This is a genomic window from Ornithinimicrobium cryptoxanthini (assembly GCF_023923205.1).
Lineage (GTDB): Bacteria > Actinomycetota > Actinomycetes > Actinomycetales > Dermatophilaceae > Ornithinicoccus > Ornithinicoccus cryptoxanthini.
Genome location: NZ_CP099490.1, coordinates 1,187,682 through 1,213,158, shown reverse-complemented (window position 1 = coordinate 1,213,158; position 25,477 = coordinate 1,187,682). Strand labels below are relative to the sequence as shown.

Annotated in this window: 22 protein-coding genes; 13 read left to right on the top strand and 9 right to left on the bottom strand. The window is 70.1% G+C overall.

Annotation, left to right across the window (positions count from 1 at the left end; all coding sequences use genetic code 11):
- Window positions 1-75: 75 nt before the first annotated feature.
- Genes NF557_RS05700 through NF557_RS05670 form a run of 7 tightly spaced genes read right to left on the bottom strand, consistent with a single transcriptional unit; the run spans window position 76 to window position 5,944 of the window.
- Window positions 76-705, bottom strand: coding sequence for a 3-oxoacid CoA-transferase subunit B (locus tag NF557_RS05700; protein WP_252622511.1), 630 nt, complete (start codon window positions 703-705; stop codon window positions 76-78).
- A gap of 1 nt (window position 706) precedes the next feature.
- On the bottom strand, window positions 707-1,489 hold the full coding sequence (locus tag NF557_RS05695; RefSeq protein ID WP_252622510.1) for a CoA transferase subunit A: 783 nt from the start codon (window positions 1,487-1,489) through the stop codon (window positions 707-709).
- Window positions 1,490-1,547: 58 nt separating this feature from the next.
- Window positions 1,548-2,369, bottom strand: a complete 822-nt coding sequence (gene pcaD, locus NF557_RS05690) for a 3-oxoadipate enol-lactonase (RefSeq protein ID WP_252622508.1) — start codon at window positions 2,367-2,369, stop codon at window positions 1,548-1,550.
- Window positions 2,366-3,595: an acetyl-CoA C-acetyltransferase gene (locus NF557_RS05685; protein ID WP_252622506.1), complete on the bottom strand. Its 1,230-nt coding sequence runs from the start codon at window positions 3,593-3,595 to the stop codon at window positions 2,366-2,368. Before NF557_RS05685 ends, pcaD begins: the two co-directional genes overlap by 4 nt.
- Entirely contained in the window at window positions 3,592-3,879 is a 288-nt protein-coding gene (gene catC / locus NF557_RS05680; RefSeq protein ID WP_252622505.1) for a muconolactone Delta-isomerase, read from the bottom strand. Before catC ends, NF557_RS05685 begins: the two co-directional genes overlap by 4 nt.
- A 39-nt stretch (window positions 3,880-3,918) precedes the next feature.
- Window positions 3,919-4,788, bottom strand: coding sequence for a catechol 1,2-dioxygenase (gene catA, locus NF557_RS05675; protein WP_252622503.1), 870 nt, complete (start codon window positions 4,786-4,788; stop codon window positions 3,919-3,921).
- A gap of 46 nt (window positions 4,789-4,834) precedes the next feature.
- Entirely contained in the window at window positions 4,835-5,944 is a 1,110-nt protein-coding gene (locus NF557_RS05670; protein WP_252622501.1) for a mandelate racemase/muconate lactonizing enzyme family protein, read from the bottom strand.
- A 176-nt stretch (window positions 5,945-6,120) separates the two neighbouring features.
- Here NF557_RS05670 and NF557_RS05665 point away from each other — a divergent pair, with 176 nt between their 5' ends.
- The 5 genes from NF557_RS05665 to NF557_RS05645 all read left to right on the top strand — a co-directional run bounded on the left by NF557_RS05665 (window position 6,121) and on the right by NF557_RS05645 (window position 12,645).
- On the top strand, window positions 6,121-6,960 hold the full coding sequence (locus tag NF557_RS05665) for a GNAT family N-acetyltransferase (RefSeq protein ID WP_252622498.1): 840 nt from the start codon (window positions 6,121-6,123) through the stop codon (window positions 6,958-6,960).
- A gap of 56 nt (window positions 6,961-7,016) precedes the next feature.
- Window positions 7,017-8,405, top strand: a complete 1,389-nt coding sequence (locus NF557_RS05660; RefSeq protein WP_252622497.1) for an FAD-binding oxidoreductase — start codon at window positions 7,017-7,019, stop codon at window positions 8,403-8,405.
- Window positions 8,402-9,694, top strand: coding sequence for a class I SAM-dependent methyltransferase (locus tag NF557_RS05655; RefSeq protein WP_252622495.1), 1,293 nt, complete (start codon window positions 8,402-8,404; stop codon window positions 9,692-9,694). Before NF557_RS05660 ends, NF557_RS05655 begins: the two co-directional genes overlap by 4 nt.
- A 164-nt stretch (window positions 9,695-9,858) precedes the next feature.
- Entirely contained in the window at window positions 9,859-12,198 is a 2,340-nt protein-coding gene (locus NF557_RS05650) for a cell wall-binding repeat-containing protein (protein WP_252622493.1), read from the top strand.
- Between the two features lie 180 nt (window positions 12,199-12,378).
- Window positions 12,379-12,645, top strand: a complete 267-nt coding sequence (locus NF557_RS05645) for a DUF6343 family protein (RefSeq protein WP_252622491.1) — start codon at window positions 12,379-12,381, stop codon at window positions 12,643-12,645.
- A 101-nt stretch (window positions 12,646-12,746) separates the two neighbouring features.
- Here the strand turns inward: NF557_RS05645 and NF557_RS05640 are convergent, their stop codons facing one another.
- Entirely contained in the window at window positions 12,747-13,925 is a 1,179-nt protein-coding gene (locus tag NF557_RS05640) for an ROK family transcriptional regulator (RefSeq protein WP_252622489.1), read from the bottom strand.
- Between the two features lie 71 nt (window positions 13,926-13,996).
- Between NF557_RS05640 and NF557_RS05635 the strand changes: the two genes are divergently transcribed.
- The 8 genes from NF557_RS05635 (at window position 13,997) to NF557_RS05600 (ending at window position 23,616) form a co-directional block, all read left to right on the top strand.
- Window positions 13,997-15,586 (top strand): sugar ABC transporter ATP-binding protein, encoded by a 1,590-nt coding sequence (locus NF557_RS05635; RefSeq protein WP_252622487.1) that lies wholly within the window; start codon window positions 13,997-13,999, stop codon window positions 15,584-15,586.
- On the top strand, window positions 15,583-16,611 hold the full coding sequence (locus NF557_RS05630) for an ABC transporter permease (protein ID WP_252622485.1): 1,029 nt from the start codon (window positions 15,583-15,585) through the stop codon (window positions 16,609-16,611). The genes NF557_RS05635 and NF557_RS05630 overlap by 4 nt, the downstream gene beginning before the upstream one ends.
- A complete protein-coding gene (locus tag NF557_RS05625) occupies window positions 16,608-17,744 on the top strand; it encodes an ABC transporter permease (protein WP_252622483.1) in 1,137 nt (378 codons plus the stop codon). The genes NF557_RS05630 and NF557_RS05625 overlap by 4 nt, the downstream gene beginning before the upstream one ends.
- Window positions 17,744-19,012 (top strand): substrate-binding domain-containing protein, encoded by a 1,269-nt coding sequence (locus NF557_RS05620; protein ID WP_252622481.1) that lies wholly within the window; start codon window positions 17,744-17,746, stop codon window positions 19,010-19,012. Before NF557_RS05625 ends, NF557_RS05620 begins: the two co-directional genes overlap by 1 nt.
- 157 nt (window positions 19,013-19,169) lie before the next feature.
- Window positions 19,170-20,078 (top strand): sugar phosphate isomerase/epimerase family protein, encoded by a 909-nt coding sequence (locus NF557_RS05615; protein WP_252622479.1) that lies wholly within the window; start codon window positions 19,170-19,172, stop codon window positions 20,076-20,078.
- A gap of 10 nt (window positions 20,079-20,088) precedes the next feature.
- A complete protein-coding gene (locus NF557_RS05610) occupies window positions 20,089-21,201 on the top strand; it encodes a Gfo/Idh/MocA family protein (RefSeq protein WP_252623938.1) in 1,113 nt (370 codons plus the stop codon).
- Between the two features lie 51 nt (window positions 21,202-21,252).
- A complete protein-coding gene (locus tag NF557_RS05605; protein ID WP_252622477.1) occupies window positions 21,253-22,254 on the top strand; it encodes a sugar phosphate isomerase/epimerase family protein in 1,002 nt (333 codons plus the stop codon).
- Between the two features lie 108 nt (window positions 22,255-22,362).
- A complete protein-coding gene (locus NF557_RS05600) occupies window positions 22,363-23,616 on the top strand; it encodes a CapA family protein (protein ID WP_252622475.1) in 1,254 nt (417 codons plus the stop codon).
- A 24-nt stretch (window positions 23,617-23,640) separates the two neighbouring features.
- On the opposite strand, the gene NF557_RS05595 is transcribed toward NF557_RS05600, so the two are convergent.
- Window positions 23,641-25,302, bottom strand: coding sequence for a nuclease-related domain-containing DEAD/DEAH box helicase (locus tag NF557_RS05595; RefSeq protein WP_252622473.1), 1,662 nt, complete (start codon window positions 25,300-25,302; stop codon window positions 23,641-23,643).
- Window positions 25,303-25,477: the final 175 nt, after the last annotated feature.

Genomic DNA, 25,477 nt, shown 5'->3' with positions numbered 1-25,477 from the left:
CTCGAACCGACGGGCGCTGCTGTGTCGCTCAGGTGCTGCAGGGACGGGTTGGACGGCGTGTGTCGCGGCTCGCCATCAGCTCCGGACCGGGGCGTCGGTCGCCGCCTTGACCTCCTCCACGCTCACGCCGGGAGCGCACTCGACCAGCACGAAGTGGTCGCCAGCGACGTCCAGCACAGCGAGGTCGGTGATGATGCGCTGCACCACCCGCTTGCCGGTCAGCGGCAGGGAGCACTCGGCAAGTAGCTTCGCGGAGCCGTCCTTGACCGTGTGGTCCATCAGCACGATGACCTTCTTCGCGCCGTGGACCAGGTCCATCGCCCCGCCCATGCCCTTGACCATCTTGCCGGGAATCATCCAGTTGGCCAGGTCGCCTGCAGTGGAGACCTGCATGCCACCGAGCACCGCCACGTCGATGTGCCCGCCACGGATCATCGCGAAGCTGGTCGGGCTGTCGAAGAACGAGGCGCCGGCATTGACCGTCACGGTCTCCTTGCCGGCGTTGATCAGATCGGGGTCCACGTCCTCGTCAAGGGGATACGGCCCGACACCGAGGATGCCGTTCTCGGACTGCATCACGATCTCCACGCCCTCGGGCAGGTAGTTCGGGATCAGCGTGGGCAGGCCGATGCCCAGGTTGACATACTGACCGGCCTCGAGCTCCAGCGCCGCACGCGCGGCCATCTCCTGATGGGTCAGAGCCATCTCAGGCCTCCTTCGTCTCGTCGTCGGAAGTCACCCGTGTGGTCCGCTTCTCGATGCGTTTGCGCGCCGCCTCCTCAGGGGTCAGCTGGACGATCCGCTGCACGAAGACTCCGGGGAGGTGCACCGCGTCCGGGGGGATCTCCCCCGCCTCGACGACCTCCTCCGCCTCGACGATCGTCAGCCGCCCGGCCATCGCCGCGGCAGGGTTGAAGTTGCGGGCGGAGGCGTGGAAGACCACGTTGCCGTGCCGGTCGGCGACCGCCGCACGGACCAGCGCGACATCAGTGACGATCGACTCCTCCAGCACCATCGGGCGGCCCTGGAAGTCGCGCACCTCCTTGGGCTCGGAGGCCCTCGCGATGGACCCGTCGGTGTGATACCTGGTCGGCAGACCGCCCTCGGCCACCTGCGTCCCGACACCGGTAGGGGTGTAGAACGCGCCGATGCCCGCTCCCCCCGCCCGCAGCCGCTCGGCGAGCGTGCCCTGCGGCGTGAGCTCGACGTGCAGCTCGCCCGCGAGATACTGCCGCGCGAACTCCTTGTTCTCCCCGACATACGAGGCGATGACCCGCTCGATCCGGCGCGCCTCGAGGAGCAGCCCCAGACCGGCTCCGTCGACGCCGCAGTTGTTGGAGACGACCGTCAGCCGGCTCGCGCCCTGCTCCAGCAGCGCATCGATCAGGATCCAGGGAATGCCGGCCAGACCGAATCCTCCGACGGCGATGCTCGATCCGTCCTGGATGTCGGCGACCGCTTCAGAAACGGAGGGATAGACCTTGTCCACCGTGCTGCCTCTCGTCGTGGGTGAGTGTCGTGGGTGGGTGTGGGAGTGAGTATGCCGGTCAAGCACCGGAGAGGTGGCTGAGCAGCGCAGCCGTCACGGCCTGCGGCTGCTCGACGTTGGCCAGGTGCGCGGACTGTGGGACCACGAGGAACTGCGACCCGTCGATGGCGTCCGCGATCAGCTGCATCATCGCCGGCGGGGCGGCCGGGTCGTCCTGGCCGCACAGCACGAGCGTGGCCGCCCGCACGGAGGCGAGGTCGGCGCTCAGATCCATCTCGGCGATGACCTCGCAGCACCCGGCATACCCCTCGGCCGGGGTGGCGGCGACCATCTGCTCGAAGTGAGCGATCTGCTCGGGCTGGGCGTCGCGGAAGGCGTCGGTGAACCACCGGGCGACGACCGCCTCAGCCACCGCCCCGGTGCCCTGCGCCCGCACCGTGGCGGCGCGCGTGGTCCAGTTGGCGGCCGGTGGCATGGCAGCGCCCGTGCACAGCAGCGCCAACCGGTCGACCCGGTCCGGCTCGCGGGCGGCCAGCCGCGTGCCGGTCATCCCTCCGAGCGACAGCCCGACGAAGTGGGCCCGCTGCACGCCGAGCCGGTCCAACAGCGCGACGACGTCGTCGACCAGGTCGTCGATCGAGTAGGGGCCGTCCGGCACCGGTGAGCGCCCGTGCCCCCGGGTGTCATAACGCACCACACGGAAGTGCTCGGCCAGCGCGGCCACCTGCTGGTCCCACATCGACAGGTTGGAGCCGAGCGAGTTGGACAGCACCACGACCGGGGCGTCGTCCCCGACAGAGGGACGGCGCATCTCCTCGTGGTGCACCTCGACCACCCGGCCCGACGGAGCCGACCCGGGACCACCGGCTGCCACGCTCACGCTGCCTCGAAGACCGCGGCCAGGCCCTGACCGCCGCCAATGCACATCGTCTCGAGCCCAAAGCGGGAGCTGCGCCGGCGCATCTCATAGGCCATCGTCGCCAGGATCCGGGCGCCGGTGGCCCCCACGGGGTGGCCCATCGAGATGCCCGAGCCGTTGACGTTGACCCGCTCCCAGTCAGCCTCGGACAGCTGCCACTGCCGGGTCACCGCCAGCGCCTGCGCGGCGAACGCCTCGTTGAGCTCGATCAGGTCCATCTGCGCCATTGACAACCCCGCCCGCGACAACGCCTCCGCGCTCGCCGGCACCGGACCGATGCCCATCACCTCCGGGCCACACCCCGCCACCGCCCACGAACGCAGTGCTAGCAGCGGCTCGAGCCCGCGCCGCTCCGCCTCGGCACGGGTCGTCACCACGCACAGCGCCGCAGCATCGTTCTGTCCGGAGGCATTGCCTGCAGTGACCGTCGCGTCCGGGTCACTGCGCCCCATGATCGGACGCAGCCCGGCCAGCACCTCCATCGTCGTGTCCGGGCGCGGGTGCTCATCGGCGTCCACGACGACCGTGCCCTTGCGCGACGTCACCTCAACCGGGACCAGTTCGTCGGCGAAGTTCCCGGCAGCCAGTCCCGCGGCATACGCCTGCTGGGAGCGCAGCGCCAGGGCGTCCTGGTCCTCCCGACTGATCGAGAACTCCCGGCGCAGGTTCTCCGCCGTCTCGATCATCCCGCCCGGGACCGGGTGCGAGCGACCACCGGCGGTCACCCGCGCCCGAGCCAGCCGGTCCTGCAGCTCGACATCGCCGCGCACGCCCAGGCGCAACAACCCGTAGTGCTCCACCTGACTCATCGACTCGACCCCGCCAGCCACCACCAGAGCCGAGCCCCCACTGCTGACCTGCATGGCGGCATACAGCACCGCCTGCAGACCCGACCCGCACCGCCGGTCGACCTGCAGACCCGGCACACCGGTGCCGAGACCAGCGTCGAGGGCCATCACCCGCCCGAGCGCCGGGAACTCTCCGTTGGGGTTGGCGTTGCCGATGATCACGTCGTCGACGTCGCCCTCCCCCAGGCCCGTGCGCTCCACGAGGGTCGAGAGGAGCTGGGTGCCCAGCTGGTCGGCCGTCAGCGACGACAGCACGCCGAGGAAACCACCAACCGGGGTGCGCAGCGGTGAGCAGATGACGACGTCGGTCCCGGCGGCCTGGCCCGTGTCCGCGCTCATGTCTGCACCGCGATGTCGGACGGGTGCTGGGCCAGCGGGGTGATCTCCATCGTCATGAACGGAAAGAGCGGCAGGTTCCACAGGATCTCGTGGAGCCGCTCGTTGTCGGTGACGTCGAAGATGCTGATGTTGGAGTACTGCCCGGCGATCCGCCAGATGTGCGCCCACTCACCGCCGCGCTGGAGCTCGTGGCTGTAGGCCTTCTCCCGCGCCACGGTGTCGGCACGCACCTCGGGGTCCAGGTCGCGCGGGATTGCAACGTCCATCTTCACGGCGTAGAGCACCTGGCCGCCTCCTGTTCAGTCGATCCGGATTCGGCCCGGTCAGGCCGGGTCGAGCACGAAGTTGTAGGTGGTCTGCTCGCCCTCGCCGGACTCCGCGGGCTCGATGTCGAGCATCAGCTCGGGCTTGACGGCCGAGGCGATGTCGTCCTCGTTGTGCGGGTCGCCGGGGAAGTAGAGCTGGGTGGTGATCAGCCGGTGGTCCGGTGCGGACACCTTTAGGTGCAGGTGGGCCGGGCGCCACGCGTGCCACCCGGCCGCGGCGATCAGCTTGCCGCAGGAGCCGTCGGTGGGGATCTGGTAGGGCGCTGGCTGCAGGGTGTGGATCCGGTAGCGACCCTCGTCGTCGGCGATGACCGTGCCACGCAGGTTCCACTCGGGGATGCCGGGGGCGTACTGGGAGTAGAAGCCCAGGGCGTCGGCCTGCCAGATCTCGACCTTCGCGCCGGCGACCACATCGCCACCGACACGAGTCACCTGACCCTGGAAGAGCAGCGGGGTGCCGGACTCGTCCTCGCGCATCGGCAGCTTCGCGTCGGCGGGCAGAGCCGGTGCGTCCGGCACGTAGTAGGGACCCTCGATGCTGCCCTTGGTGCACTCGCGGCCCTCGTTGGCGACCTCCTCGACGACGTGCTCAACCCAGACGTCGAGGAAGAGCGGCCACTCGCCGTCCTCCCCGACGGAGATCAGCCACGCCTTGAGCGCGTCATACTCCGCATAGGTCACCTTGTGCCTGCGGATCGTGTCGTGGACCGCGGCCAGCACCTCGGTCGCCAGGGTGCTGACCCGCTCCGGTGTGACGTCCTCCAACCCCGCGCCCTGGCCCGTCTTGCTCTGGAAGGCAGCAGTGGCACCCGCGCCTGAGTCGGCGGCGCGGGCCTGGCTCTCGTCCGTGGTGTTCTGGTCGGTCATGGTGACTCCTTTGTCTCGTTGACGGCTGGATGACGTGCTGGGGTGCTCAGGTGTCCTGGCGATAGTGGGTGAGTTTGTCCTCGTCGATCTGCAGCCCCAGGCCCAGGCCGGGGCCGGGCCGCACGCTCAGGGTGCCGTCAGTGATCTGCAGTGGTTCGGCCAGCAGGTCGTCCGTCATGTCCAGGAAGTTGGACAGCTCCCCCGCGCGCCGAGACGTGCTCTGGTGTGCCGCACCGAAGGCGACCGAGCAGAGCGTGCCGACCTGGCCGTCGATCTGGTTGCCCATCACGACCTCGACCCCAAGACCCTCTGCCTGACCCAGGATCCGCTGGGAGACAGTGAAACCCGTGCGTGCGGTCTTGATGCTGAGAGCGTTGGCGTTGCCATCCAGCAGCTCCCGGGTCACCTCACCGGGGTTGGTGGCGCTCTCGTCCGCGACGAACGGCACCGGACACTGACGGACCAACCACCGACGACCGAGTATGTCGTCAGCCGGGCAGAGCTCCTCGGCGAGAGTCAGTCCGAGGTCGGCCATGCGACGCAGGGCGTCGGCGGACTCCGAGGGGGTCCAGCCGCGGTTGCCGTCGATGTAGAGCTCGACGGTCTCGCCGAAGTGCTCGCGCAGGGCCGCGACGACATCGACGTCGAGGGTCACGGGGCGACGCCCGACCTTGACCTTGAAGGTGGCGATGCCATAACGCTCGTGGATGGCCTGGGCCTCGGTCACCATCTGCGCCGGGGTGTCGAACCCGAGCATGTGGCTGACCCGCATCCGGTCGGTCCAGCCGCCGAGCAGCTGGCTGACCGAGACGTCGAGCGCCTGGCCGATGACGTCCCAGATTGCCATGTCCAGGGCCGCCTTGGCGGTGGGGTTGCCGATCGTGCGGCGCAGGATCGCCTGGATCTGCTCCCGCTCCAGCACCGTGTGGCCGATGACCTGGGGCGCAAAGACGGTGTCGATCACGGTGACGATGGACTGCTGCGTCTCGCCATAGGTGTAGGGCCGCGGCGGCGCCTCGGCGGTGCCGACCAGCCCGTCCTCGGTGTGCACCCGGATCAGGACGTGGTCGGCGGTGTGCACCTCACCACTGGCAAACTTCAGCGTCTTGGCGTAGGGGATCGCGAACGGGATCGCCTCGATCCTGGTGATTTTCACGCCCACCTCCGGGTGCCGCTCGGCAATGCGGCCACCGTATCCCGTCAGGTTCGCGCCCGCGCGGTCACAATCTTTGACGGGGACGAGCATCGGTTGCTGTCTTTCGTGGGCGTTGCGGTGGTCTCCGTCGTGCTCATGGCCGGACTCCAGGCCCTCGTGCCCTCTACGCTGTGTCCGTGGACAGATCGCTGACGATCACGACGGCCGAGGTGGAGCAGGTCGGAACGATCGTGGAATGGGCAGCCGCGGAGGGGTGGAACCCCGGGCTGTCGGACGCGGCGGTCTTCCACGCCGCAGACCCGGGCGGGTTCCTCATCGGTTCCGTGGGGGAGGAGCCGGTCTCGGCGGTGTCATTGGTCCAGTACGGTCCCCGCTTCGCCTTCCTCGGTCTCTACCTGGTCCGACCGGAATGGCGTGGGAGGGGCCACGGGCTCGCTGTGTGGCAGGCGGCCGTCGAGCGCGCCGGGACCCGCACCATCGGCCTGGACGGCGTCGTCGAGCACCAGGCGGACTACCGGCGCTCGGGCTTCGTCCTGGCGCGACGCAACGTCAGGTTCGGCGGCGTCGGGGGCGCGGACGCCCCGGACGGGTTGCTGCCGCTGGGCGCCGTCAACCGCAGCCAGGTGGTCGACTTCGACGCGGGGGTGTTCCCGGTCCGCAGGCAGCGGTTCCTCCGCGCCTGGCTCACGATGCCGGGCGCGTACGGTGTGGCCGCTGTCGCTGATGGCGAGCTCAGCGGGTACGGCGTGGCCCGGCCCTGTCTGAGCGGGGTGAAGGTCGGCCCGTTGTTCGCCGACGACGAGACCACGGCGGAGGCCATCTTCAGAGGGCTGTCGTCGTGGGCAGGCAACCAGCCGATCTTCCTGGACGTGCCTGAGCCCAACGCGGCCGCCACCCGGCTGGCCGAGCGGCACGGGCTGACGCCGGTCTTCGAGACCGCCCGGATGTATGCCGGGAGCGCCCCGTCCGAGCCGGTCCACCGGATCTATGGCGTCACCACGTTCGAGCTCGGCTGAGCCGGGCTGCCAGACACTCCGGGCACGTGTCAGATGATGCTGCCAAGATGGCGGTCATGACCTCGCCCGACCTGGCCCGAGCGAGCGCGGCTGCGGCAGCACAGGTGCGCTCGATGGACCGGGTGCGGCTGGCCAAGAAGACCTCCAACCTGTTCCGCCCGCGGGAGCGCCACGACCAGCCGGGCCTGGACCTGTCCGCCTTCGCCGGCGTCCAGGAGACCACTGCGGCGACCGACGACCGACCCGCCACGGCCACGGTCGGTGGGCTCACGACATACGAACAACTGGTCGACGAGCTCCTCCCCCTCGGACAGATGCCGCTCGTGGTCCCCCAGCTCAAGACGATCACCCTGGGCGGGGCTGTCACCGGACTGGGGATCGAGTCGACCAGCTTCCGCAACGGGCTGCCGCACGAGTCGGTCACCGCGATGCAGATCCTCACTGGCACAGGCGAGGTGGTCACCGCGACCCGGGACAACGAGCAGGCCGACCTCTTCCACGCCTTCCCCAACAGCTATGGGTCGCTGGGCTATGCGCTGACGCTGACCATCGAGACCGAGCGCACCAGGCCGTATGTCGCGCTGCGGCACCTCCGTTTCTCCCGGCTGTCCCGCACGGCCGAGGCGATCGCCCACATCATGGCCACCCGTGACTGGGACGGCGAGGAGGTCGACTTCCTCGACGGCGTGGTGTTCAGCCGGACCGAGGCCTACCTCACGCTCGGACGCTGGGCCGACACGGTCGAAGGGCAGCCGCGGCCCAGTGACTACACCGGGCAGCAGATCTACTACCGCTCGATCCAGCACCGGCGCCGCGACGTGCTGACGACCTCTGACTATCTGTGGCGCTGGGACACCGACTGGTTCTGGTGCTCACGTGCCTTCGGGGCGCAGGTGCCGGCCATCCGCCGGCTCTGGCCACGACGCCTGTTGCGCAGCGACTTCTATTGGAAGCTCCAGGACTTCGAGGCCCGGCGCGGCGTCGTCGCTGCCGTTGACCGCAGGCGCGGCCGCCCCGCTCAGGAGCGCGTGGTCCAGGACGTCGAGATCCCGCTCGAGCACACCGCCCCGTTCCTCGACTGGTTCCTGACGCACGTCCCGATCGAGCCGCTCTGGCTGTGCCCCGTGCAGCTGCGGCCGTCGGCGCCCACCCAGCCCACGCCGTGGCCGCTCTACCCGATGAGACCAGGCACGGCATACGTCAATGTCGGCTTCTGGTCGGCCGTGCCGATCCAGGACGGCGCCGAGCACGGTGACGTCAACCGGGCCATCGAGGCCAAGGTCACCGAGCTCGGCGGTCACAAGGGGCTCTACTCCGAGGCCTTCTATGACGAGGCCACCTTCGCCGCGCTCTATGACGGCGAGCACTATGCGCAGGTCAAGGCGCGTTATGACCCCGACGGCCGGTTCCCCACCCTCTATGACAAGGCGGTCCGAGCACGATGAGCATGACGGTCGGTGCGGCCTTCGACCGCTATCTGGGGCCCGGCACCGGGCTGCGGATCGAGGCGTATGACGGGTCTACCGGCGGTGACCCTGGTGGTCAGGTGGTGCAGCTGCGCAGTCCGGAGGCGCTCAACTACCTGCTCACGGCGCCTGGCTCGATCGGGCTGGTCCGGGCCTACCTGTCCGAGCAGCTCGTCATCGAGGGGATGGACGAGGGCAACCCCTATCCCGAGCTGCAGACCTTCCACGGCGGACTGTCGCCGCGGCGTCCCTCGCTGCGTGAGCTGCCCGACCTGGCGCGGTTCGTGCGGGAGACCGGGTTGCACGTGCCGGAGCTGCCTCCGCAGGAGTCGCCGGCGATGTGGCGGCGCCTGGCCTACGGGCTGCGGCACGGTCGGGCGCGTGACGCCGCGGCGATCGCGCACCACTATGACGTGTCCAACCCGTTCTACGAGCTGGTGCTCGGGCCCACGATGGCCTACACCTGCGCGATCTTCCCCGACGACGACGCCTCCCTGGAGGAGGCGCAGTCCTACAAGTTCGATCTCGTATGCCGCAAGCTCGGGCTGTCCCCCGGCATGCGTCTGCTGGATGTCGGGTGCGGGTGGGGCGGCATGGTGCGGCACGCCGTGAAGCACTACGGCGTGACCGCGCTCGGCGTCACCCTGTCGACCAACCAGGCGACGTGGGGTCGGGAGGTCCTCGAGCGCGAGGGGCTCAGCGACCGCGCTGAGATCCGCCACAGCGACTATCGCGACGTGACCGAGCGTGGCTTCGACGCGATCTCAAGCATCGGGCTGACCGAGCACATCGGGGTGCGCCACTACCCGGCATACTTCCGCTTCCTGCTCGAGCGGCTGCGGGATGGCGGCCGCCTGCTCAACCACTGCATCACCTGGCCGCACAACCTCAAGAACGGCATGCCCAAGGACCAGTTCACCAACCGCTACACCTTCCCGGACGGGGAGCTGGCCGGCTCCGGCGAGATCGTGCGCGTGATGGAGAACACCGGCTTCGAGGTGGTCCACCAGGAGAACCTGCGCGAGCACTACGCCCGCACCACCGCCGCCTGGTCGACGAACCTGTCGGCCCACTGGGACGCCTGCGTGGCGCAGGCGGGCATCGGGACGGCGCGGGTGTGGGGGCTCTATCTGGCCGGCTCGCGGATGAACTTCGAGAAGAACGTGATCCAGCTGCACCAGGTGCTGGGCGTGCGGACCTCCGAGGCCGGCGAGTCGGGTGTCGAGCTGCGGCCGGACTGGGAGATCGAGGCCGCCGTCCGCGACTGACGCACCCACGACATGCCCACAGCCCGGAGCACCGCGCCGGACCGCCGCGACGGGGCACCGCGAAAAAATACCTCTGCAGGCCCTATCCCACAGGATTCCACAGGCCTAGCCTGGGGTCAGCGACCCGACCAGGGCTGCGCAGGCTCTCGGCCGCGGAGGTCACCATGTCCCATCGATCCGGATCTGTCCGCCGCCTGCTCGCCGGACTGGCCGGCGCCTCGCTCGTCCTCGGTGGCGCACTCTCCGCCCAGGGCGGCGCAGCAGGCCCACCACCTACCGCCGCCGGTCTCGCGCCGGATGAGCGCGTGGACGCCGCAGTCACCGCCGAGCTCGAACGGGACGGCACGGCCGACTTCTGGGTCTACTTCCCCGAGCGCCCGGACCTCTCCCCTGCCGCCGCGATCGAGGACTGGGAGGCGCGCGGACAGTGGGTCTATGACCGGCTGACCTCGACGGCAGCGTCCAGTCAGGCCGAGGTGCGTGCTGAGCTGGACGCCAGCGGCGCGGACTATCAGTCCTTCCACGTCACCAACGCGATCCGTGTCACGGACGGTGACGCCGAGCTCGTGGCCAGCCTGGCTGCCGACACCGACGTCCAGCGGCTCTATCCCACCTTCGCGGTCGCTCCTCCCGAGGCCGGTCTCGACGCGGTCGGGACACCGGCCCCGCAGGCCATCGAGTGGGGCATCGCCGACATCAACGCCGACGACGTGTGGGCCAGCGGCACCACCGGCGAGGGCATCGTGGTCGCGAGCATCGACAGCGGGGTGCAGTGGGACCACCCGGCTCTGGTCAACCAGTATCGCGGCAGCACGGGTGCCTCGGTGGACCACAACTACAACTGGTTCAACGCGGGGCACGGCGACCCGAGCGCACCCCACGACCCGGACGGTCACGGCACCCACGTCACCGGCACGATGGTCGGCGACGACGGCGGGGGCAACCAGATCGGTGTCGCACCGGGCGCACGCTGGGTCGCCGCCAACGGCTGTTGCCCCAACGATGCTGCGCTGATCGCCTCCGGCGAGTGGACCCTGGCGCCCACCAACCTGGCTGGCACCGCCGCGCGTCCCGACCTGCGCCCCCACATCATCAACAACTCCTGGGGCTCGACCAACCCCTCGAACTCACCGTTTATGGAGGACATCTCCCTCGCGTGGGCGGCGTCGGGCCAGTTCGCCGTCTTCGCCAACGGCAACAGCGGTCCCTCCTGCAACACCTCCTCATCGCCCGGCAGCCGCACCATCAACTACTCGGTCGGCAACTACACCCAGTCCCACACCATCGCGACCACCTCGAGCCGTGGCGTCGGCCAGGACGGGGCGATCAAGCCCGACATCTCGGCGCCGGGCACTTCGGTGCGCTCGGCCTACCCCGGCGACCTCTACGTGTCCGGCAGCGGCACGTCCATGGCCTCCCCGCACGTGGCGGGGGCAGTCGCGCTGCTCTGGTCGGCCGACCCCGCCATGGTCGGGGACGTGACCGGCACCCGAGCGCTCCTCGACGGGACGGCGGTCGACACGGCCAACAGCCAGTGCGGTGGCACCAGCGGCAACAACAATGCCTTCGGCGAGGGGCGACTCGATGCCCTGGCTCTGATCGGCTCCGGGCCCGACGTCATACGCCTCGCGGGAGCCGACAGGTATGCCACGGCAGCGGCCATCTCGCAGGCGGCACACCCGGCCGGGGCCGGCACGGTCTTCCTCGCCACCGGGCAGGACTATCCCGACGCCCTGGTCGGTGCGGCGCTGGCGGGCAGCGAGGGAGCACCCGTGCTGCTCACCCGGCTCGGTTCCCTGCCCGTCACCACCCAGTCAGAGCTGTCCCGACTCGCCCCCGACCAGGTGTTCCTGTTCGGCGGCACCGCGGCGATCTCGCAGGCGGTGCTGGACGAGGTGGGGGCGCTGACCGGCGCCACGGTCACCAGGCTGTCGGGGTCGAACCGCTATGCGACTGCCGCCATGATCGCCGAAGAGTTCTTGAGCGCCTCGGTCGTCTATGTCGCTACCGGAGAGAACTTCCCCGACGCCCTCGCAGGCGCCGCTCGGGCCGGTGCGCTGGACGGGCCGGTGCTGCTCACCCGGCCAGGGTCGCTGCCCGCGGAGACCCGCAGCCAGCTCGCCCGGCTGGCGCCCGAGCACATCTATGCGCTCGGGGGTGCCGCGACCATCTCCCAGACCGTGCTGGACGAGCTCGCCACCTATGGCCCGACGACCCGCATCTCCGGCGCCGACCGCTATGCGACGGCCGTCGAGCTCAGCCACGACTACGCACCGCCGACCAATGTCTTCCTGGCCACCGGTCTGGACTGGCCCGATGCCCTGGCCGGGGCGGCCATGGCGGGCCACGAGCAGAACCCGGTCCTGCTGACGCAGCAGGGCTCGGTCCCCGGTGTCACCTGGACCGAGCTAGACCGCCTCGACCCGGCGACGGTCGTCATCCTGGGTGGCACCAGCGCGGTCTCCACCGCGGTCCAGGACGAGCTCCGTCTGCTGCGGCCCTAACGCGCCGGCCCCAGCGTGCACGTGCACTCTCCAGCGGGTCGGGGCGGGCGTGTCACCGGCCACAGCGTGCACCTGCACTCGCCAGCCGGTCACGCCCGGCGTGTCACCGGCCCCAGCGTGCACCTGCACTCCCCAGCCGTCCGAGGTTGCCGGGCGGCACCTTCTGGGCGACGCTGAGGCATGGCTGAGCACCGACGCGGCCGCGGCAGGCCGGACTATCACGACCCGACCGCTGGGATCGGTGGGGCGTCACCAGCCCACAGCGCCCTGACGCTGCGCCTGGTCCTGGCAACGTTCGGACTGCTCGTGTGCGTCGTGGGGGTGGTGTGGTCGCTGGTCAACGACGGCGACACCTGGATCACGGTGGCGCTCGCCGTGCTGGCCGTGGTCGCCGTCATCAACCTGGTGGTCGTCGCCCGGCGCAAGGCGCGCGGCGAGCCCGGCTGACGGCGGCCGGTCCGGACAAACGCCGACAGGCACCGCAGACGAGATCCGACCAACCCCATGTTCCGACCAACCCGCCAGGATCCGGCCAACCCTCGCCCGGCTCAACCGACGGCAGCGCTGGCAGCCTCGATCGACTCCGGTGACAGCACGTGGGTGATCGCCATCGAGGCAGCGCCGAGCACACCGGCCTCTGCACCGGCCCGGGACGAGACCACCCGCAGCGACTGCGTGGCCAGCGGCAGGGACCGCAGGTAGACGACCTCACGGATTCCCGCCAGCAGGTGCTCGCCGGAGTTTGCCAGCCGCCCACCGATCACTACGACGGAGGGGTTGATCAGGTTGACCATCGTGGCCAGCACCTCACCGATGTCCCGCCCCGCCTGCCGGATCTCGTGGAGCGCAGCCAGGTCTCCCGCCCGCACCAGGTCAACCACGTCCTGCGTGGTCTGCACGTCCCGGCCCTGCTCACGCAGTCTCGCGGCCAGTGCCGGACCGGCCGCCACCGCCTCGAGACAGCCCTCGTTGCCGCACCGGCAGAGCACGCCCGCGCCACGCAGCACCCGCACATGGCCGAGGTCACCCGCGGTGCCCTGCGCCCCGCGCTGCAGCGAGCCCCCGCTGATGATGCCGGCTCCGATCCCGGTTGCGACCTTGATCAGGACCAGGTCGTCGACATCGGTGAAGTGGGTCTGCTGCTCACCCAGCGCCATGATGTTGACGTCGTTGTCGATCAGGACCGGCACCGGATAGTCCCGCTGGACCCGCCCGGGCACGTCGAACCGGTCCCAGCCGGGCATGATCGGCGGGTTCATGGGCCGGCCGGTGGAGTGCTCCACAGGACCGGGCAGCCCGATGCCGATCGCGGCCAGATCCGCCGCCGGTCGACCCGTCTCAGCCAGCAGCTGCCCGACCGTTGCGCTGACCCACCCGAGCACCTCCTCGGGCCCACTGGCCACATCAAGATCGGAGCGGTGCTCGCTCAGCACGGCCCCCGAGAGGTCGCACATCGCTGCCACCGCGTGCGTGGCGCCGACGTCGACGCCCACCACGACCCGGGCGGCAGGGTTCAACGCAAACAGTGAGGGGGGCCGACCCCCGGTGGAGCGGCCATCGCCGTAGGGCGCCACCAGACCGAGCTTCATCAGCACGTCGACCCGGGCCGCGATCGTGGACCTGGCCAGACCGCTCGACTCCGCGAGCTGGGCACGCGTTCGCGGCCGGCCGTCCCGGAGCAGGTCGAACACATCGCTCGTGCGCACCACCGAAGTGAACCACGGCACTTCAGAACCCTCAACTGGCAACTTTTGACTAGCACTCGACAGAAGTGTGTGATCCGTGACATAGTCCAGGCGTGCCCGACATCGACGTCGTCTCGTCCCGTCGCCCCGCCGAGGGGCCGACCGTCCCGCTGCTGCGCGCCACGGGGCTGACCAAACGCTTCTTCGGCCACGCGGTCCTGCAGGACATCGACCTCGAACTGCACCCGGGCACGGTCCACGGTCTCGTGGGGGAGAACGGTGCCGGCAAGTCGACGCTGATGAAGATCCTGGCCGGCGTCTATCAACCCGACGGCGGCACCGTTGAGATCTCGGGTGAGCGCAAGACCTTCGGCCACCCCGTGCAGTCGCAGCAGGCCGGACTGTCCACGGTCTTCCAGGAGTTCAACCTGCTGCCGGACCGCACGGTCGCCGAGAACATCTATCTCGGTCGCGAGCCGCGCCGCGGAGCGCTGGTCGACACCGGCCAGATGCAGCGCGACACCGCAGAGCTGCTCGACGGCCTGGGTGTCACCAACCTCTCCCCCACGACGATGGTGGGCTCCCTCTCGGTCGCCGAGCAGCAGATCGTCGAGATCGCCAAGGCCGTCAGCTATGACGCTCGGATCATCCAGATGGACGAGCCGACCGCCGCCCTGGCCGACCACGAGGTCGCACTCCTCTATGGCATGGTGCGCCGCCTGCAGGAGCGCGGCGTCGCAGTCCTCTATGTCTCCCACCGGCTCACTGAGCTGTTCGACCTCTGCGAGACGATCACCGTCCTCAAGGACGGCCGCCACGTCGCCACTCGCCCTGCCGACGAGCTCGACGAGGCCACACTGGTGCGGATGATGGTCGGCCGTGAGATGTCGGCCTTCTTCCCCAACCCGGTCCCAGGCACCGCCCTCGGCGCCGAGGTGCTCACCCTCACCGGGGCGGGCAACGACTACGTCGACGGCATCGACCTCACCCTGCGCGGCGGCGAGATCGTCGGGCTGGCCGGGCTGCAGGGCTCGGGCCGCACCGAGCTGGTCGAGGGCATCTTCGGCGCCCAGCCGTTCACCCGCGGCGCCATGACGCTGTCTGGCCGGACGGTGCAGGTCTCCTCGCCCCGCCAGGCGATCCGCCGCGGACTGGCCCTGGTCACCGAGGACCGCAAGGCCAAGGGCCTGTCCCTGAACCAGTCGATCCTGGACAACGCCCTCGGGGTCGTGCGGGCCGTCTTCCCCGGGCGCACCGGCACCGCCAGACGTCGTATGCCGCAGGTCCTGTCCTCGATGTCCGTCGCCGCCCGCGGCCTGGACCAGGAGGTCCAGTTCCTCTCCGGCGGCAACCAGCAGAAGGTCGTGCTGGCCCGGTGGCTCAGCACCAACCCCCAGGTCATGCTGATGGACGAGCCGACCCGCGGCATCGACGTCGGGGCCAAGCACTCGATCTATGAGCTGATGCGCCAGCTGGCCGCCGACGGCGTAGCCATCCTGATGGTCTCGAGCGAGCTGCCCGAGGTGATCGGCATGTCCGACCGGATCCTGGTGATGCACGAGGGCCGCCTGGCCGGCGAGCTGCCCGCAGGGTCCACCGAGGAGGAGATCCTTCAGCTTGCCACCGGCACCCCCCACACCACCACCCGCCGCACCTCCACCTCCGAGACCACCACCTCCGAGAACGAGGGCGAGGACGCATGAGCACGCCCGCCACCCGTCGTCGCAGCGTGCCGCTCACCTCGACCGGCATCGTCTTCATCGTGCTGGCCCTGACCCTGGTCGCCGGCACGATCCTCACCGCGATGGCCGGACGGAACTTCTTCAGCCCCGGGAACATCTCCGCGATCCTGACCGGCACCTCCATCCTGGGCTTTATCGCCATCGGCCAGACGTTGGTGATCCTCGCCGGCAGCCTGGACCTGTCGGTCCCCTATGTCACCAGCCTGACCAGCCTGGTCGCGGGCACGACGATGGCCGGGCAGACCAGCAACATCGTCCTCGGCGTCGCCGTCGCCCTGGGAGTATCGGCCCTGATCGGGCTGGCCAACGGGCTGATCGTGGCGCTGCTGGACGTGCACGGATTCATCGCCACCCTGGGCATGGGGCTGATCCTGGCGGGCTACCTGGGCACCAACTACAAGGGATCGGCCGGGTCCGCCCCACGTGACTTCCGGCTCATCGGTGCCACCAACATCGGGCCGGTGCCGGTCTCGACGCTGATCATGCTCGGCTGCGCGGCCCTGGTCATCCTGCTGCTGCGCCGCACCCGCGCCGGCCACCACCTCTATGCGGTGGGCGGCAACCGGGAGGTGGCCCGGATGTCCGGCATCCGCACCGCCAGTCCGGTGGTGATGGCCCACGTGCTGTGCTCCGTCCTGGCGGGCATGGCCGGGCTGCTGCTGCTCGCCCGGCTCAGCGTCGGCAGCCCGACGATCGGCTCCCAGGGCGGCTACGACCTGATGTCGATCGCGGCCGTCGTCCTGGGCGGCACGGTCCTCGCCGGCGGCAAGGGCAACATCCTGGGCACGCTCGGCGGCGTGGCCATCTTTGCGGTCATGGACAACGTGATGGGCGTCATGGAGGTCAACCCGTTCCTCAAGGACGTCGTGCGCGGGATCGTCATCGTGGCCGCCGTCGCCGTCTATGCCCGCCGCACCGCCGGTCAGCGCCCCGCCCGGTTCGGCAAGCAGTCCCTGACCGACACCGCCCTCCAGGAGGCACGATGAGCACCAGCACCCTGGGCACCCCGACCGGCGAAGCGCCTGTCCTGCTCGCAGAGCGGCAGGGCAGCTGGCTCCAGCGCCTCGCCCGCACGCTCGGCACCCCCGGTGGTGCCGTCTTCATCCTGGTCGGCCTGCTGCTGATCGCCATCGTGATCCAGAACCCCAACTTCGGCGAGCCCGGCTCGCTCATCCGCTTCGTCGGCCGCACCGCACCGATCGCGATCGCGGCCATGGGGCAGTACTTCGTGATCGTCTCCGGCGAGTTCGACCTGTCCATGGGCTCGGTCGTGACCCTGCAGGTGATCGTCTCGGGCAACCTGATCGGTCAGGACGAGTCCAGAATCCTGCCGGTCGTGCTCCTGATGTTTGCCCTCGGCGCCCTGGTCGGCCTGGTCAACGGCCTGGTCACCACGCTGCTGCGGGTCCCGAGCTTCATCGTCACCCTCGGCACCATGCTCGCGATCTACGGGCTGGTCATGTACTGGACCGGCGGCGCCGCCACCGGCAACCCGGTCGACAGCTTCCGCCAGATCGGGCGCGGCGGCATCCGCGACGTGCCGGTCCTGGAGATCATCCCCTATCCCGCGATCATCTTCGTCGTCCTCGCGGTCGCCGCGACCCTGCTGATGCGCCGGCCCTGGGGGCGCACCCTGGTCGCCGCTGGTGACAACCCGGACGCCACCCACCTGGCCGGCGCCCCCGTGTGGTGGGTCAAGACACGCGCGTTCATCCTCTCCTCGCTGGCCGCCACCGTCGCCGGCATCATCCTGGTGGGCTATGCCGGAGTGCACCCCTCGGTCGGGCGCGGCTACGAGTTCACCGCGATCACCGCGGTCGTCCTCGGTGGCGTCGTCCTCGGCGGCGGTCGCGGCTGGGTCCTGTCGGCCGCGGCGGGCGCCTTCGCGCTGGAGCTGCTCTTCACCCTGCTCAACTTCGCCGGCATCGCCTCGACCTGGCGGGACACCGTGCAGGGCGTCATCATCATCCTCGCGGTCGCTGCGGCCGGGAAGGCCTGGCGCGCCGGGCTGCGCCCCCGCCGCCGTGACCCATCCACCCCCCACACTCCCGGCACTCCCGCCGGGGACTCCACCGGTCCCACCCAGCCCGAGACGGGCACCACCACAGGAGAGAACTGATGCGCAGAAAGATGTTGACCGCCCCCGTGGCGGCCGTGGCGGCGCTGGCCATGCTGGCGGCGTGCTCCACCGATGACTCGCTCGACGACCCCTCGGTCGCCGAGTCCGCAGACGACGCGCCAGCAGACGACGCCCCCGACGACGGTGAGTCCACCGAGGACGAACCGACTGATGAGGAAGCGTCCTCGGACGAGTGGTTCGACCAGGCCGTCTACGACACGCAGTACGAGCAGCGTTCGGCCACCTTCGAGGGCGACGCCAACCAGCCCTACCTGCAATACATCGACGGTCCGATGACCGACACCTCGGAGTTTGCCGCCGAGGGCCCCCACAAGGTCTGCTTCTCTAACGCCTCCATCGGCAACCCGTGGCGGCAGACCGGCTGGATCACGATGAACGAGCAGCTCAAGGTGCTGCAGGACTCCGGCGTCATCTCCGAGATGGAGACCCGTGACGCGCAGGACGACGACAACACCCAGATCGCTGACATCGACTACTTCATCGCCGAGGGTCAGTGCGACGCCTTCGTCATCTCACCCAACTCGACCGCGGCGATGACCCCGGCCGTGGAGCGGGCCTGTGACACCGGCAAGCCGGTCGTGGTCTTCGACCGCGGTGTCGAGACCGACTGCGCCACGACGTTCATCCACCCGATCGGTGGCTACGCGTGGGGCATCGACACCGCCGAGTTCCTGGTGGACAACCTCCAGGAGGGCGACAAGGTCGTCGCGCTGCGCATCCTGCCCGGCGTCGACGTGCTGGAGCACCGCTGGGCGGCGGCAGAGAAGATCTTCGGTGAGAACGGCATCGAGGCGACCGACTACTTCACCGGCGCCGACCCGACCGAGATCAAGAAGATCATCAGCGACGAGCTGGCCACGGGCGACGTGCAGGGTGTCTGGATGGACGCCGGCGACGGCGCCGTCGCCGCCATCGAGGCGTTCGAGGACGCTGGCGTGGACTACCCGGTCATGACCGGTGAGGACGAGATGAGTTTCCTGCGCAAGTGGGAGGAGACCGGTCTGACCGGTCTGGCCCCGGTCTACTCCAACTTCCAGTGGCGCACCCCGCTGCTGGCGCTGGAGAAGATCTTCGCTGGTGAGGAGATCCCGGCCGAGTGGGTGCTCCCGCAGACTCCGATCACCGAGGCCGAGCGCGCCGACTACCTGGCCGCGAATGAGGGGATGCCCGACGGTCACTACGCCAAGTTCGGTGGCGAGGACCTGCCCGGCTACCCGCAGGTCTGGCAGGAGCGCATCATCCCCTGACCGGCAACTCACCGAGGTCCTTGGGGGACGTGACACTGGTGCGCCAGAGCACACCAGTGTCACGTCCCCCGGGACAGCACCCCAGAACCACCCCCCGCTCCCGCCCGCTGCCGTCGTCGGCCCGCGGGACCACCCCTCCTTGCGACAGGAGTCACCGTTGCGTGCCATCGGCGTCAACACCTGGGTCTGGACCTCACCGCTGACCGACCGCGAGCTGCCCGCCCTGCTCGGGCACATCGCCGAGCTCGGTTTCGACGCGGTCGAGCTCCCGCTCGAGAACCCCGGCGACCTCACGGCGTCGGCCGTCTCCGCCGCGCTGGCCCAGACAGGTCTGACCCCCTTTATCGTCGGCGCGATGGCTCCCGGGCGTGACCTGGTCGAGACCGACGCGGCCCAGGTCCGCGCCACCCAGGACTACCTCCGGGAGTGCATCGACCTGGCGGCGGGCACAGGGGCCACGTCCGCGTGCGGGCCGTTCTATGCCGCAACAGGGCGGGTATGGCGCCTCTCACCCGAGCAGCGCAGCGCCACCTATGCCCAGTGGCAGGAGAACCTCGCACCCGTGGCCGAGCACGCCAGGGGCGCTGGCGTCCGCATCGGCATCGAACCGCTGAACCGCTATGAGACCTCGCTGATCAACACCGTCGACCAGGCCTTGACCGGTCTGGGCGACCTGCTCGGACAGGGCGTCGGCCTGGCGCTGGACACCTATCACCTCAACATCGAGGAACGCTCCTCCGCGGACGCAGTCCGCCTGGCCGCCGAGCACCTGGTGCACGTGCAGGTCTGCGGCAGCGACCGCGGTGCCCCCGGCGGCGACCAGACCGACTGGCCGGGGCTGCTGGCCGCGCTGGACGAGGTCGGCTACGCCGGGCCGCTCAACATCGAGAGCTTCACCGCCGACAACGCCTCGATCGCGACCGCCGCCTCCATCTGGCGCCCCCTGGCGCCGACCCAGGACGACCTGGCGACCACCGGGCTCGCCTTTCTCCGGTCGCTGGCCACCTCACGACAGACCACGACGTCACGACAGACCACGACGACCGAGGGGGAACCCCGTGCCTGACCCGACCACGATGGGCGTGGCCGTCATCGGCTACTCCTTCATGGGCCGTGCCCACTCCAACGCGTGGCGCAACGTCGCCGCGTTCTATCCCGACGTGGCGCCGGTGCGGATGCAGACCCTGGTCGGCCGCGACGGGACTCGCGTGGAGCAGGCCGCCGCCGATCTCGGGTGGGCCGGGGTCGCCACGGACTGGCGTGAGGTGATCGAGCGCGACGACATCGACATCGTCGACGTGTGCACCCCCGGCCACCTGCACGCCGAAGTGGCGCTCGCCGCGCTCGCGGCGGGCAAGCACGTCCTCGTCGAGAAGCCGTTGGCCAACAGCGTCGCCGAGTGCGAGGCGCTCGTCGCGGCCGCAGCTGCTGCCCGGGGACGCGCACTGCTCGGCTTCAACTACCGGCGCGTGCCGGCACTGGCCCTGGCCCGCGAGCTCGTGGGCGAGGGACGCATCGGCACGGTGCAGCAGGCCCGGTTGAGCTATCTGCAGGACTGGCTCAGCGACCCGCAGGCCCCGATGACCTGGCGGCTGCGCAGGGAGTCCGCCGGCTCCGGGGTGCTCGGAGACCTCGGCTCGCACGCCGTGGACCAGCTGCACTATCTCCTCGGTGAGCACGTCACCCACGCCAGCGGCACCCTGCGCACCTTCGTCCCGGAGCGGCCCGGCCCCCACGGGACCGAGACGGTCACTGTCGATGACGCGGCCTGGGCCACTCTGCATACGGACTCCGGGGTGGTCGCCAGCCTCGAGGTGAGCCGCGTGGCCACCGGACGCAAGAACGCACTGACCGTCGAGCTCTTCGGCACGTCCGGCTCGCTGCGCTTCGACCTCGAGAGGCTCAACGAGCTGGTCCTGACGCAGGCCGGCGACGCCCGCACCTCCGGTCCCACGACGATCATGGTCACCGAGCCCGAGCACCCCTATCTGAAGGCGTGGTGGCCCGCGGGTCACGTGCTCGGGTGGGACCACACCTTCACCTCGCAGGCCGCCGACTTCCTGCGCGCCATCGCGGCCGACGAGCCGGTGCACGCCACGTTTGAGGACGGCCTCGCCGCGCAGCGGGTGCTCGAAGCGATCGAGACCAGCCACGCCGCCGGCGGCCTGCTGACCGAGACGGGCAACTGAGCCAGACTGACGGCATACCCCCGCACCCCGCACCACGAAGGAGACCTGACGATGGCACGCCGATTCACCCTCTTCACCGGACAGTGGGCCGACCTGACCCTCGAGGAGGTGGCCGAGCTGGCCGCCGGGTGGGGTTATGACGGGCTGGAGATCGCGGTCTCCGGCGAGCACCTGGACGCGTGGCGCTGGGACGACGAGGAGTATGTCGAGGGTCGGCTGGAGATCCTGCGGCGCCACGGCCTGGGGTGTTGGGCAATCTCCAACCACCTCAAGGGGCAGGCCGTCTGTGACGACCCGATCGACGAGCGGCACCAGTCGATCGTCGGGTCGCGGGTCTGGGGCGACGGCGACCCGGAGGGTGTGCGACAGCGGGCGGCCGAGGAGCTGAAGCTGACGGCCAGGCTCGCGCAGAAGATGGGGGTCGACACGGTCGTCGGCTTCACCGGCTCCTCAATCTGGCAGTACGTCGCGATGTTCCCGCCCGTGCCGGCCGAGCGGATCGAGGCGGGCTACCAGGACTTCGCCGACCGGTGGAACCCGATCCTGGACGTCTTCGACGAGTGCGGCGTGCGGTTCGCCCACGAGGTGCACCCGAGCGAGATCGCCTATGACTACTGGTCGACGGTGAAGACCCTGGAGGCGATCGGCCACCGCGAGGCGTTCGGTCTCAACTGGGATCCGAGCCACATGCTGTGGCAGGACATCGACGTGGTCGGCTTCATCACCGACTTCGCTGACCGGATCTATCACGTGGACTGCAAGGACACCCGGATGCGGATCGGCAACGGCCGCAACGGGCGGATGGGCTCCCACCTGCCGTGGGGCGACCCGCGTCGCGGCTGGGACTTCGTCTCCACCGGGCGGGGTGACGTGCCGTGGGAGGCCTGCTTCCGCGCGCTGGCCTCCGCCGGCTATGCCGGGCCGATCTCGGTCGAGTGGGAGGACGCCGGCATGGACCGCCTCGAGGGCGCACCCGAGGCGCTGGCCTTCTTGAAGAGGTTCGACTACTCCCCCGCGACGGCGTCGTTCGACTCGGCGTTCAGTCAGGACTGAGCCGACGCCCGCCCCGCCCTGTTGACCTGGGTCGCCCTGCGGCGCACTTTGGAACGGTCCGCAGACTGCGTTAGCCTCGACCGATTCAATCAGTTGTTTGGGGGACTTGTGTCAGGACCGCGCCACAGTGCTCCGCCACGCCCGGCCGCCGCCCGTCCGGTGGTGGTCATCGGCGCCGCGGTGCTGGCGCTGTCCGTGGCCCTGGCCCTGCTGGGCGGGGGCAACCACGACACCTTCCACACGCCGCCCCAGGTGGCGGCCACGGCCGAGCCGGAGCAGGACCCCGCACCCGCTGAGCCCGCACCCCCTGAGCAGGAGTCCGCACCGCCTGAGCAGGAGTCCGCACCGGCGGAGGACGCAGAGATACCGGAGGACGCCGAGACACGTGAGGACGCCGAGCCCACGCTCGACCCGGGGACCGAGGTGCGCCTCGCGGTGGTCGGCGACATCATGTTCGCCCGCAACGTCGGTGACCGCATCCAGAGCGAGGGCACCGGCGCGGTCCTGGCTGGCGTGCGCGAGGAGCTGCACGACGCAGACCTCACCATCGGCAATCTGGAGAGCCCGCTGTGCTCCGGGGGGACGCCGGCTCCGAAGGGCTACCCCTTCCAGGCCGCGCCCTCCAGCGTGGACGTGCTGACGGATGGGTCCTTCGACCTGGTCAGCCTGGCCAACAACCACATCCTGGACTTCGGCGAGGAGTGCATGGACTCCACCACCCGACTGCTGCAGGAGGCGGGCATCGCCCACGGCGGCGTCGGGGCGACCATCGACGAGGCCCGTGAGCCCGTCGTCCTGGAGCGCCACGGGATGCGGATCTCCTTCTTGAGCTATCTGCAGATGCCGGTCGAGCAGGGCGGTTTCGACGCGCAGTCCTGGACCGCGACATCGACCTCGCCCGGCCTGGCCTGGGCGGACCCGGAGGCCATCAGGGAGGACGTCACCGCCGCTCAGACCGAGGCCGACCACGTGATCGTGCTGCTGCACAGCGGGTTCGAGTCGACCGAGCACCTCAGCCCCGAGCAGCAGGCCGCGGGCAACGCGGCCCTCGAGGCCGGCGCGACCGCCGTCCTCGGCTCCCACCCCCACCAGCTGCAGGCAGCCCAGGAGCGCAGTGACGGCAGCTTCATCGCCTGGAGCCTGGGCAACTTCGTCTTCGACTATCCGACCGGCGCGACCGAGTCCGACACCGCGGTGCTGCACCTGACCCTCGGCCCCGATGGTGTGCGCGAGACGTCGTGGAGCCCGGTCCTGATCCAGGACGGCTTCCCCGTCGCGGTTCCCCCCAGCCAGGCGGCCGGGGCACGCATCCTCAGCGAGCTGGACCGGATGAGCCAGGAGTATGCGCAGTCGCTGCGCTGACGCGGCCGTCGCCGAGCTCTCCGATCACAGGCCAAGCTTGTGGGCGACCTCGGGCCCACCCATCTGGCGGATCACCTCCGGGTCGCCGACGACCACGAGCCGGTCGGTCGCCCTGGACATCCCGACATACAACCGCTCCCGGGCCCGGTCCCGCTCAGCCAGCGAGTTGACGCAGAGCACGACCGCTCGACGCTCGAGTCCCTTGCAGCCGAGCACCGTGCCATAGAAGACGTCGTCGGCGTCCCAGAAGCTCTGCCAGTAGCCCTCCTGGCCACGCGACTCCTGCAGCTCACGCTGCTGCGGATGTCGGGGGCCGGTGGTGAGCAGCGCCACGTGCTCCGGCTCCCACCCCTCGTCGAGCAGCAGCTCGACCTGGTCGTCGGCGACGTCCAGCATGCCCTCCCCCGCAGCCGGCACGAAGGTGACCTCCGGGCCGCTGCCCCCCAGCAGCTTCATCCGCATCGGGGCCAGCGGCAGGAACGCCTCCGCGATCTCCCTGGTGTTGCGCAGATTGTGGTCCAGCACGAGCGGCACCAGCTGGATCGGCGGGCGCCCGAACCGGGGGAAGAGGCGCTGGTTCTCGTCGGAATAGACATAGAGCCCGTCCACCTCCGGGTCGCGCAGTGCCGAGAGCAGCGGCCGCCACCAGGACTCCGCGAAGTCCTGAGCCTCGTCCACGACGATGGCGTCAAACTTCTGACCGTCCGGGAGCTGCAGCGCCAGCTCGGCCATCAGCGCGGGCAGCTCCTCCTCCCAGAAGGCGCTGTCGGTGCGGTCTCCCTCGGGGGCACCCCACTGCATCCCGAGCTCGTGGAAGGTCCCGACGAACGCCGGACGGTGCTTGCGGGGCGCCGCGGCCACCGCGCGCTTGAGATAGGTCGCCAGCCCGATCGAGTAGCAGATCAGCGCCACCCGCTGACTCGCCCGCCCCTCGCCCGCGCTCCCCCTGGTGAGGTCCTTGGCCTGGGTCAGTGCCAGGACCGTCTTGCCGCTGCCGGCCCCGCCACGCACCTCCACGCGCCGCAGCAGCCTGGTGACCTTGAGCAGCATGGACTGCTCCTGGGTGAGCCGGTCGGCCACGGCTTCCCGCTCGTCGGCCTCGCTCACCACGCTCGGGACGATGGTGCTGCGGCTCGTCCAGATCTGCAGGGCCGCGTTGATGTCGTCGGCACTCGGCGGCCGGCGGTTGTTCTCCTGCCGGTTGGCCAGGTCGCGCAACCGCGCCACCAGCTGCGGCATGTCCTCCTTGCCGTGGATGGCCCAGCGGGGCAGGTCGGGGGTCTGGAAGTCCGGGCCGAGCTCGGTGTATGGCGTCACGACCGTGTGCGCCCACCGCACCGCACCCCTGCTCCAGGCCGGGTTGTCCTCGATGTAGCGCCGCAGCTCGTATTTGCCGCGCCTGGCCTGAGCCACGGGGTCGCCGTGGTAGGTTCCCTTGGCGGACGCCACCGACCAGCGCCCTTCCTGGTCGACCGAGACGGTGCCGCCCTTGATCTCCACGCAGACGACCCCGGCGTCGGGCAGTAGCACCACCAGGTCGAGCTCGTGGTCACCCTTCTCGTTGGTGAGCCGGGCGTTGGCCAGCAGCACCGCGTCGTCGTCCAGCTCTCGACGCAGCTGCTCCCAGACGTCGTGCTCGGAGGCGGTCTCAAACGTCGGCGACTCCGGAAAGCACCGCGCGGCCACGGGCACTCCCTCCATTGGGCGCCCCATACCTATCAGAGCTCACGGACAGGCCGCCGGCGACACCCGGGTGGCCACCGCCGTCGACCAGGGCACGCAGGACCGCGCATCGCCTATCTTGGAGGAACGATCCTCGGCGAAGGAGCAGGCACATGCGCACCGGTCCGAACCGTCCTCA

Bases quoted from the DNA above. Each gene is read 5' to 3' on its own strand.
- NF557_RS05630 (WP_252622485.1), top strand. From the start codon at position 15,583: ATGAGCACGCCCGCCACCCGTCGTCGCAGCGTGCCGCTCACCTCGACC.
- NF557_RS05645 (WP_252622491.1), top strand. From the start codon at position 12,379: ATGGCTGAGCACCGACGCGGCCGCGGCAGGCCGGACTATCACGACCCG.
- NF557_RS05685 (WP_252622506.1), bottom strand. From the start codon at position 3,595: ATGAGCGCGGACACGGGCCAGGCCGCCGGGACCGACGTCGTCATCTGC.
- NF557_RS05660 (WP_252622497.1), top strand. From the start codon at position 7,017: ATGACCTCGCCCGACCTGGCCCGAGCGAGCGCGGCTGCGGCAGCACAG.
- NF557_RS05700 (WP_252622511.1), bottom strand. From the start codon at position 705: ATGGCTCTGACCCATCAGGAGATGGCCGCGCGTGCGGCGCTGGAGCTC.
- NF557_RS05610 (WP_252623938.1), top strand. From the start codon at position 20,089: ATGGGCGTGGCCGTCATCGGCTACTCCTTCATGGGCCGTGCCCACTCC.
- NF557_RS05650 (WP_252622493.1), top strand. From the start codon at position 9,859: ATGTCCCATCGATCCGGATCTGTCCGCCGCCTGCTCGCCGGACTGGCC.
- NF557_RS05655 (WP_252622495.1), top strand. From the start codon at position 8,402: ATGAGCATGACGGTCGGTGCGGCCTTCGACCGCTATCTGGGGCCCGGC.
- NF557_RS05625 (WP_252622483.1), top strand. From the start codon at position 16,608: ATGAGCACCAGCACCCTGGGCACCCCGACCGGCGAAGCGCCTGTCCTG.
- NF557_RS05605 (WP_252622477.1), top strand. From the start codon at position 21,253: ATGGCACGCCGATTCACCCTCTTCACCGGACAGTGGGCCGACCTGACC.
- NF557_RS05620 (WP_252622481.1), top strand. From the start codon at position 17,744: ATGCGCAGAAAGATGTTGACCGCCCCCGTGGCGGCCGTGGCGGCGCTG.
- catA (WP_252622503.1), bottom strand. From the start codon at position 4,788: ATGACCGACCAGAACACCACGGACGAGAGCCAGGCCCGCGCCGCCGAC.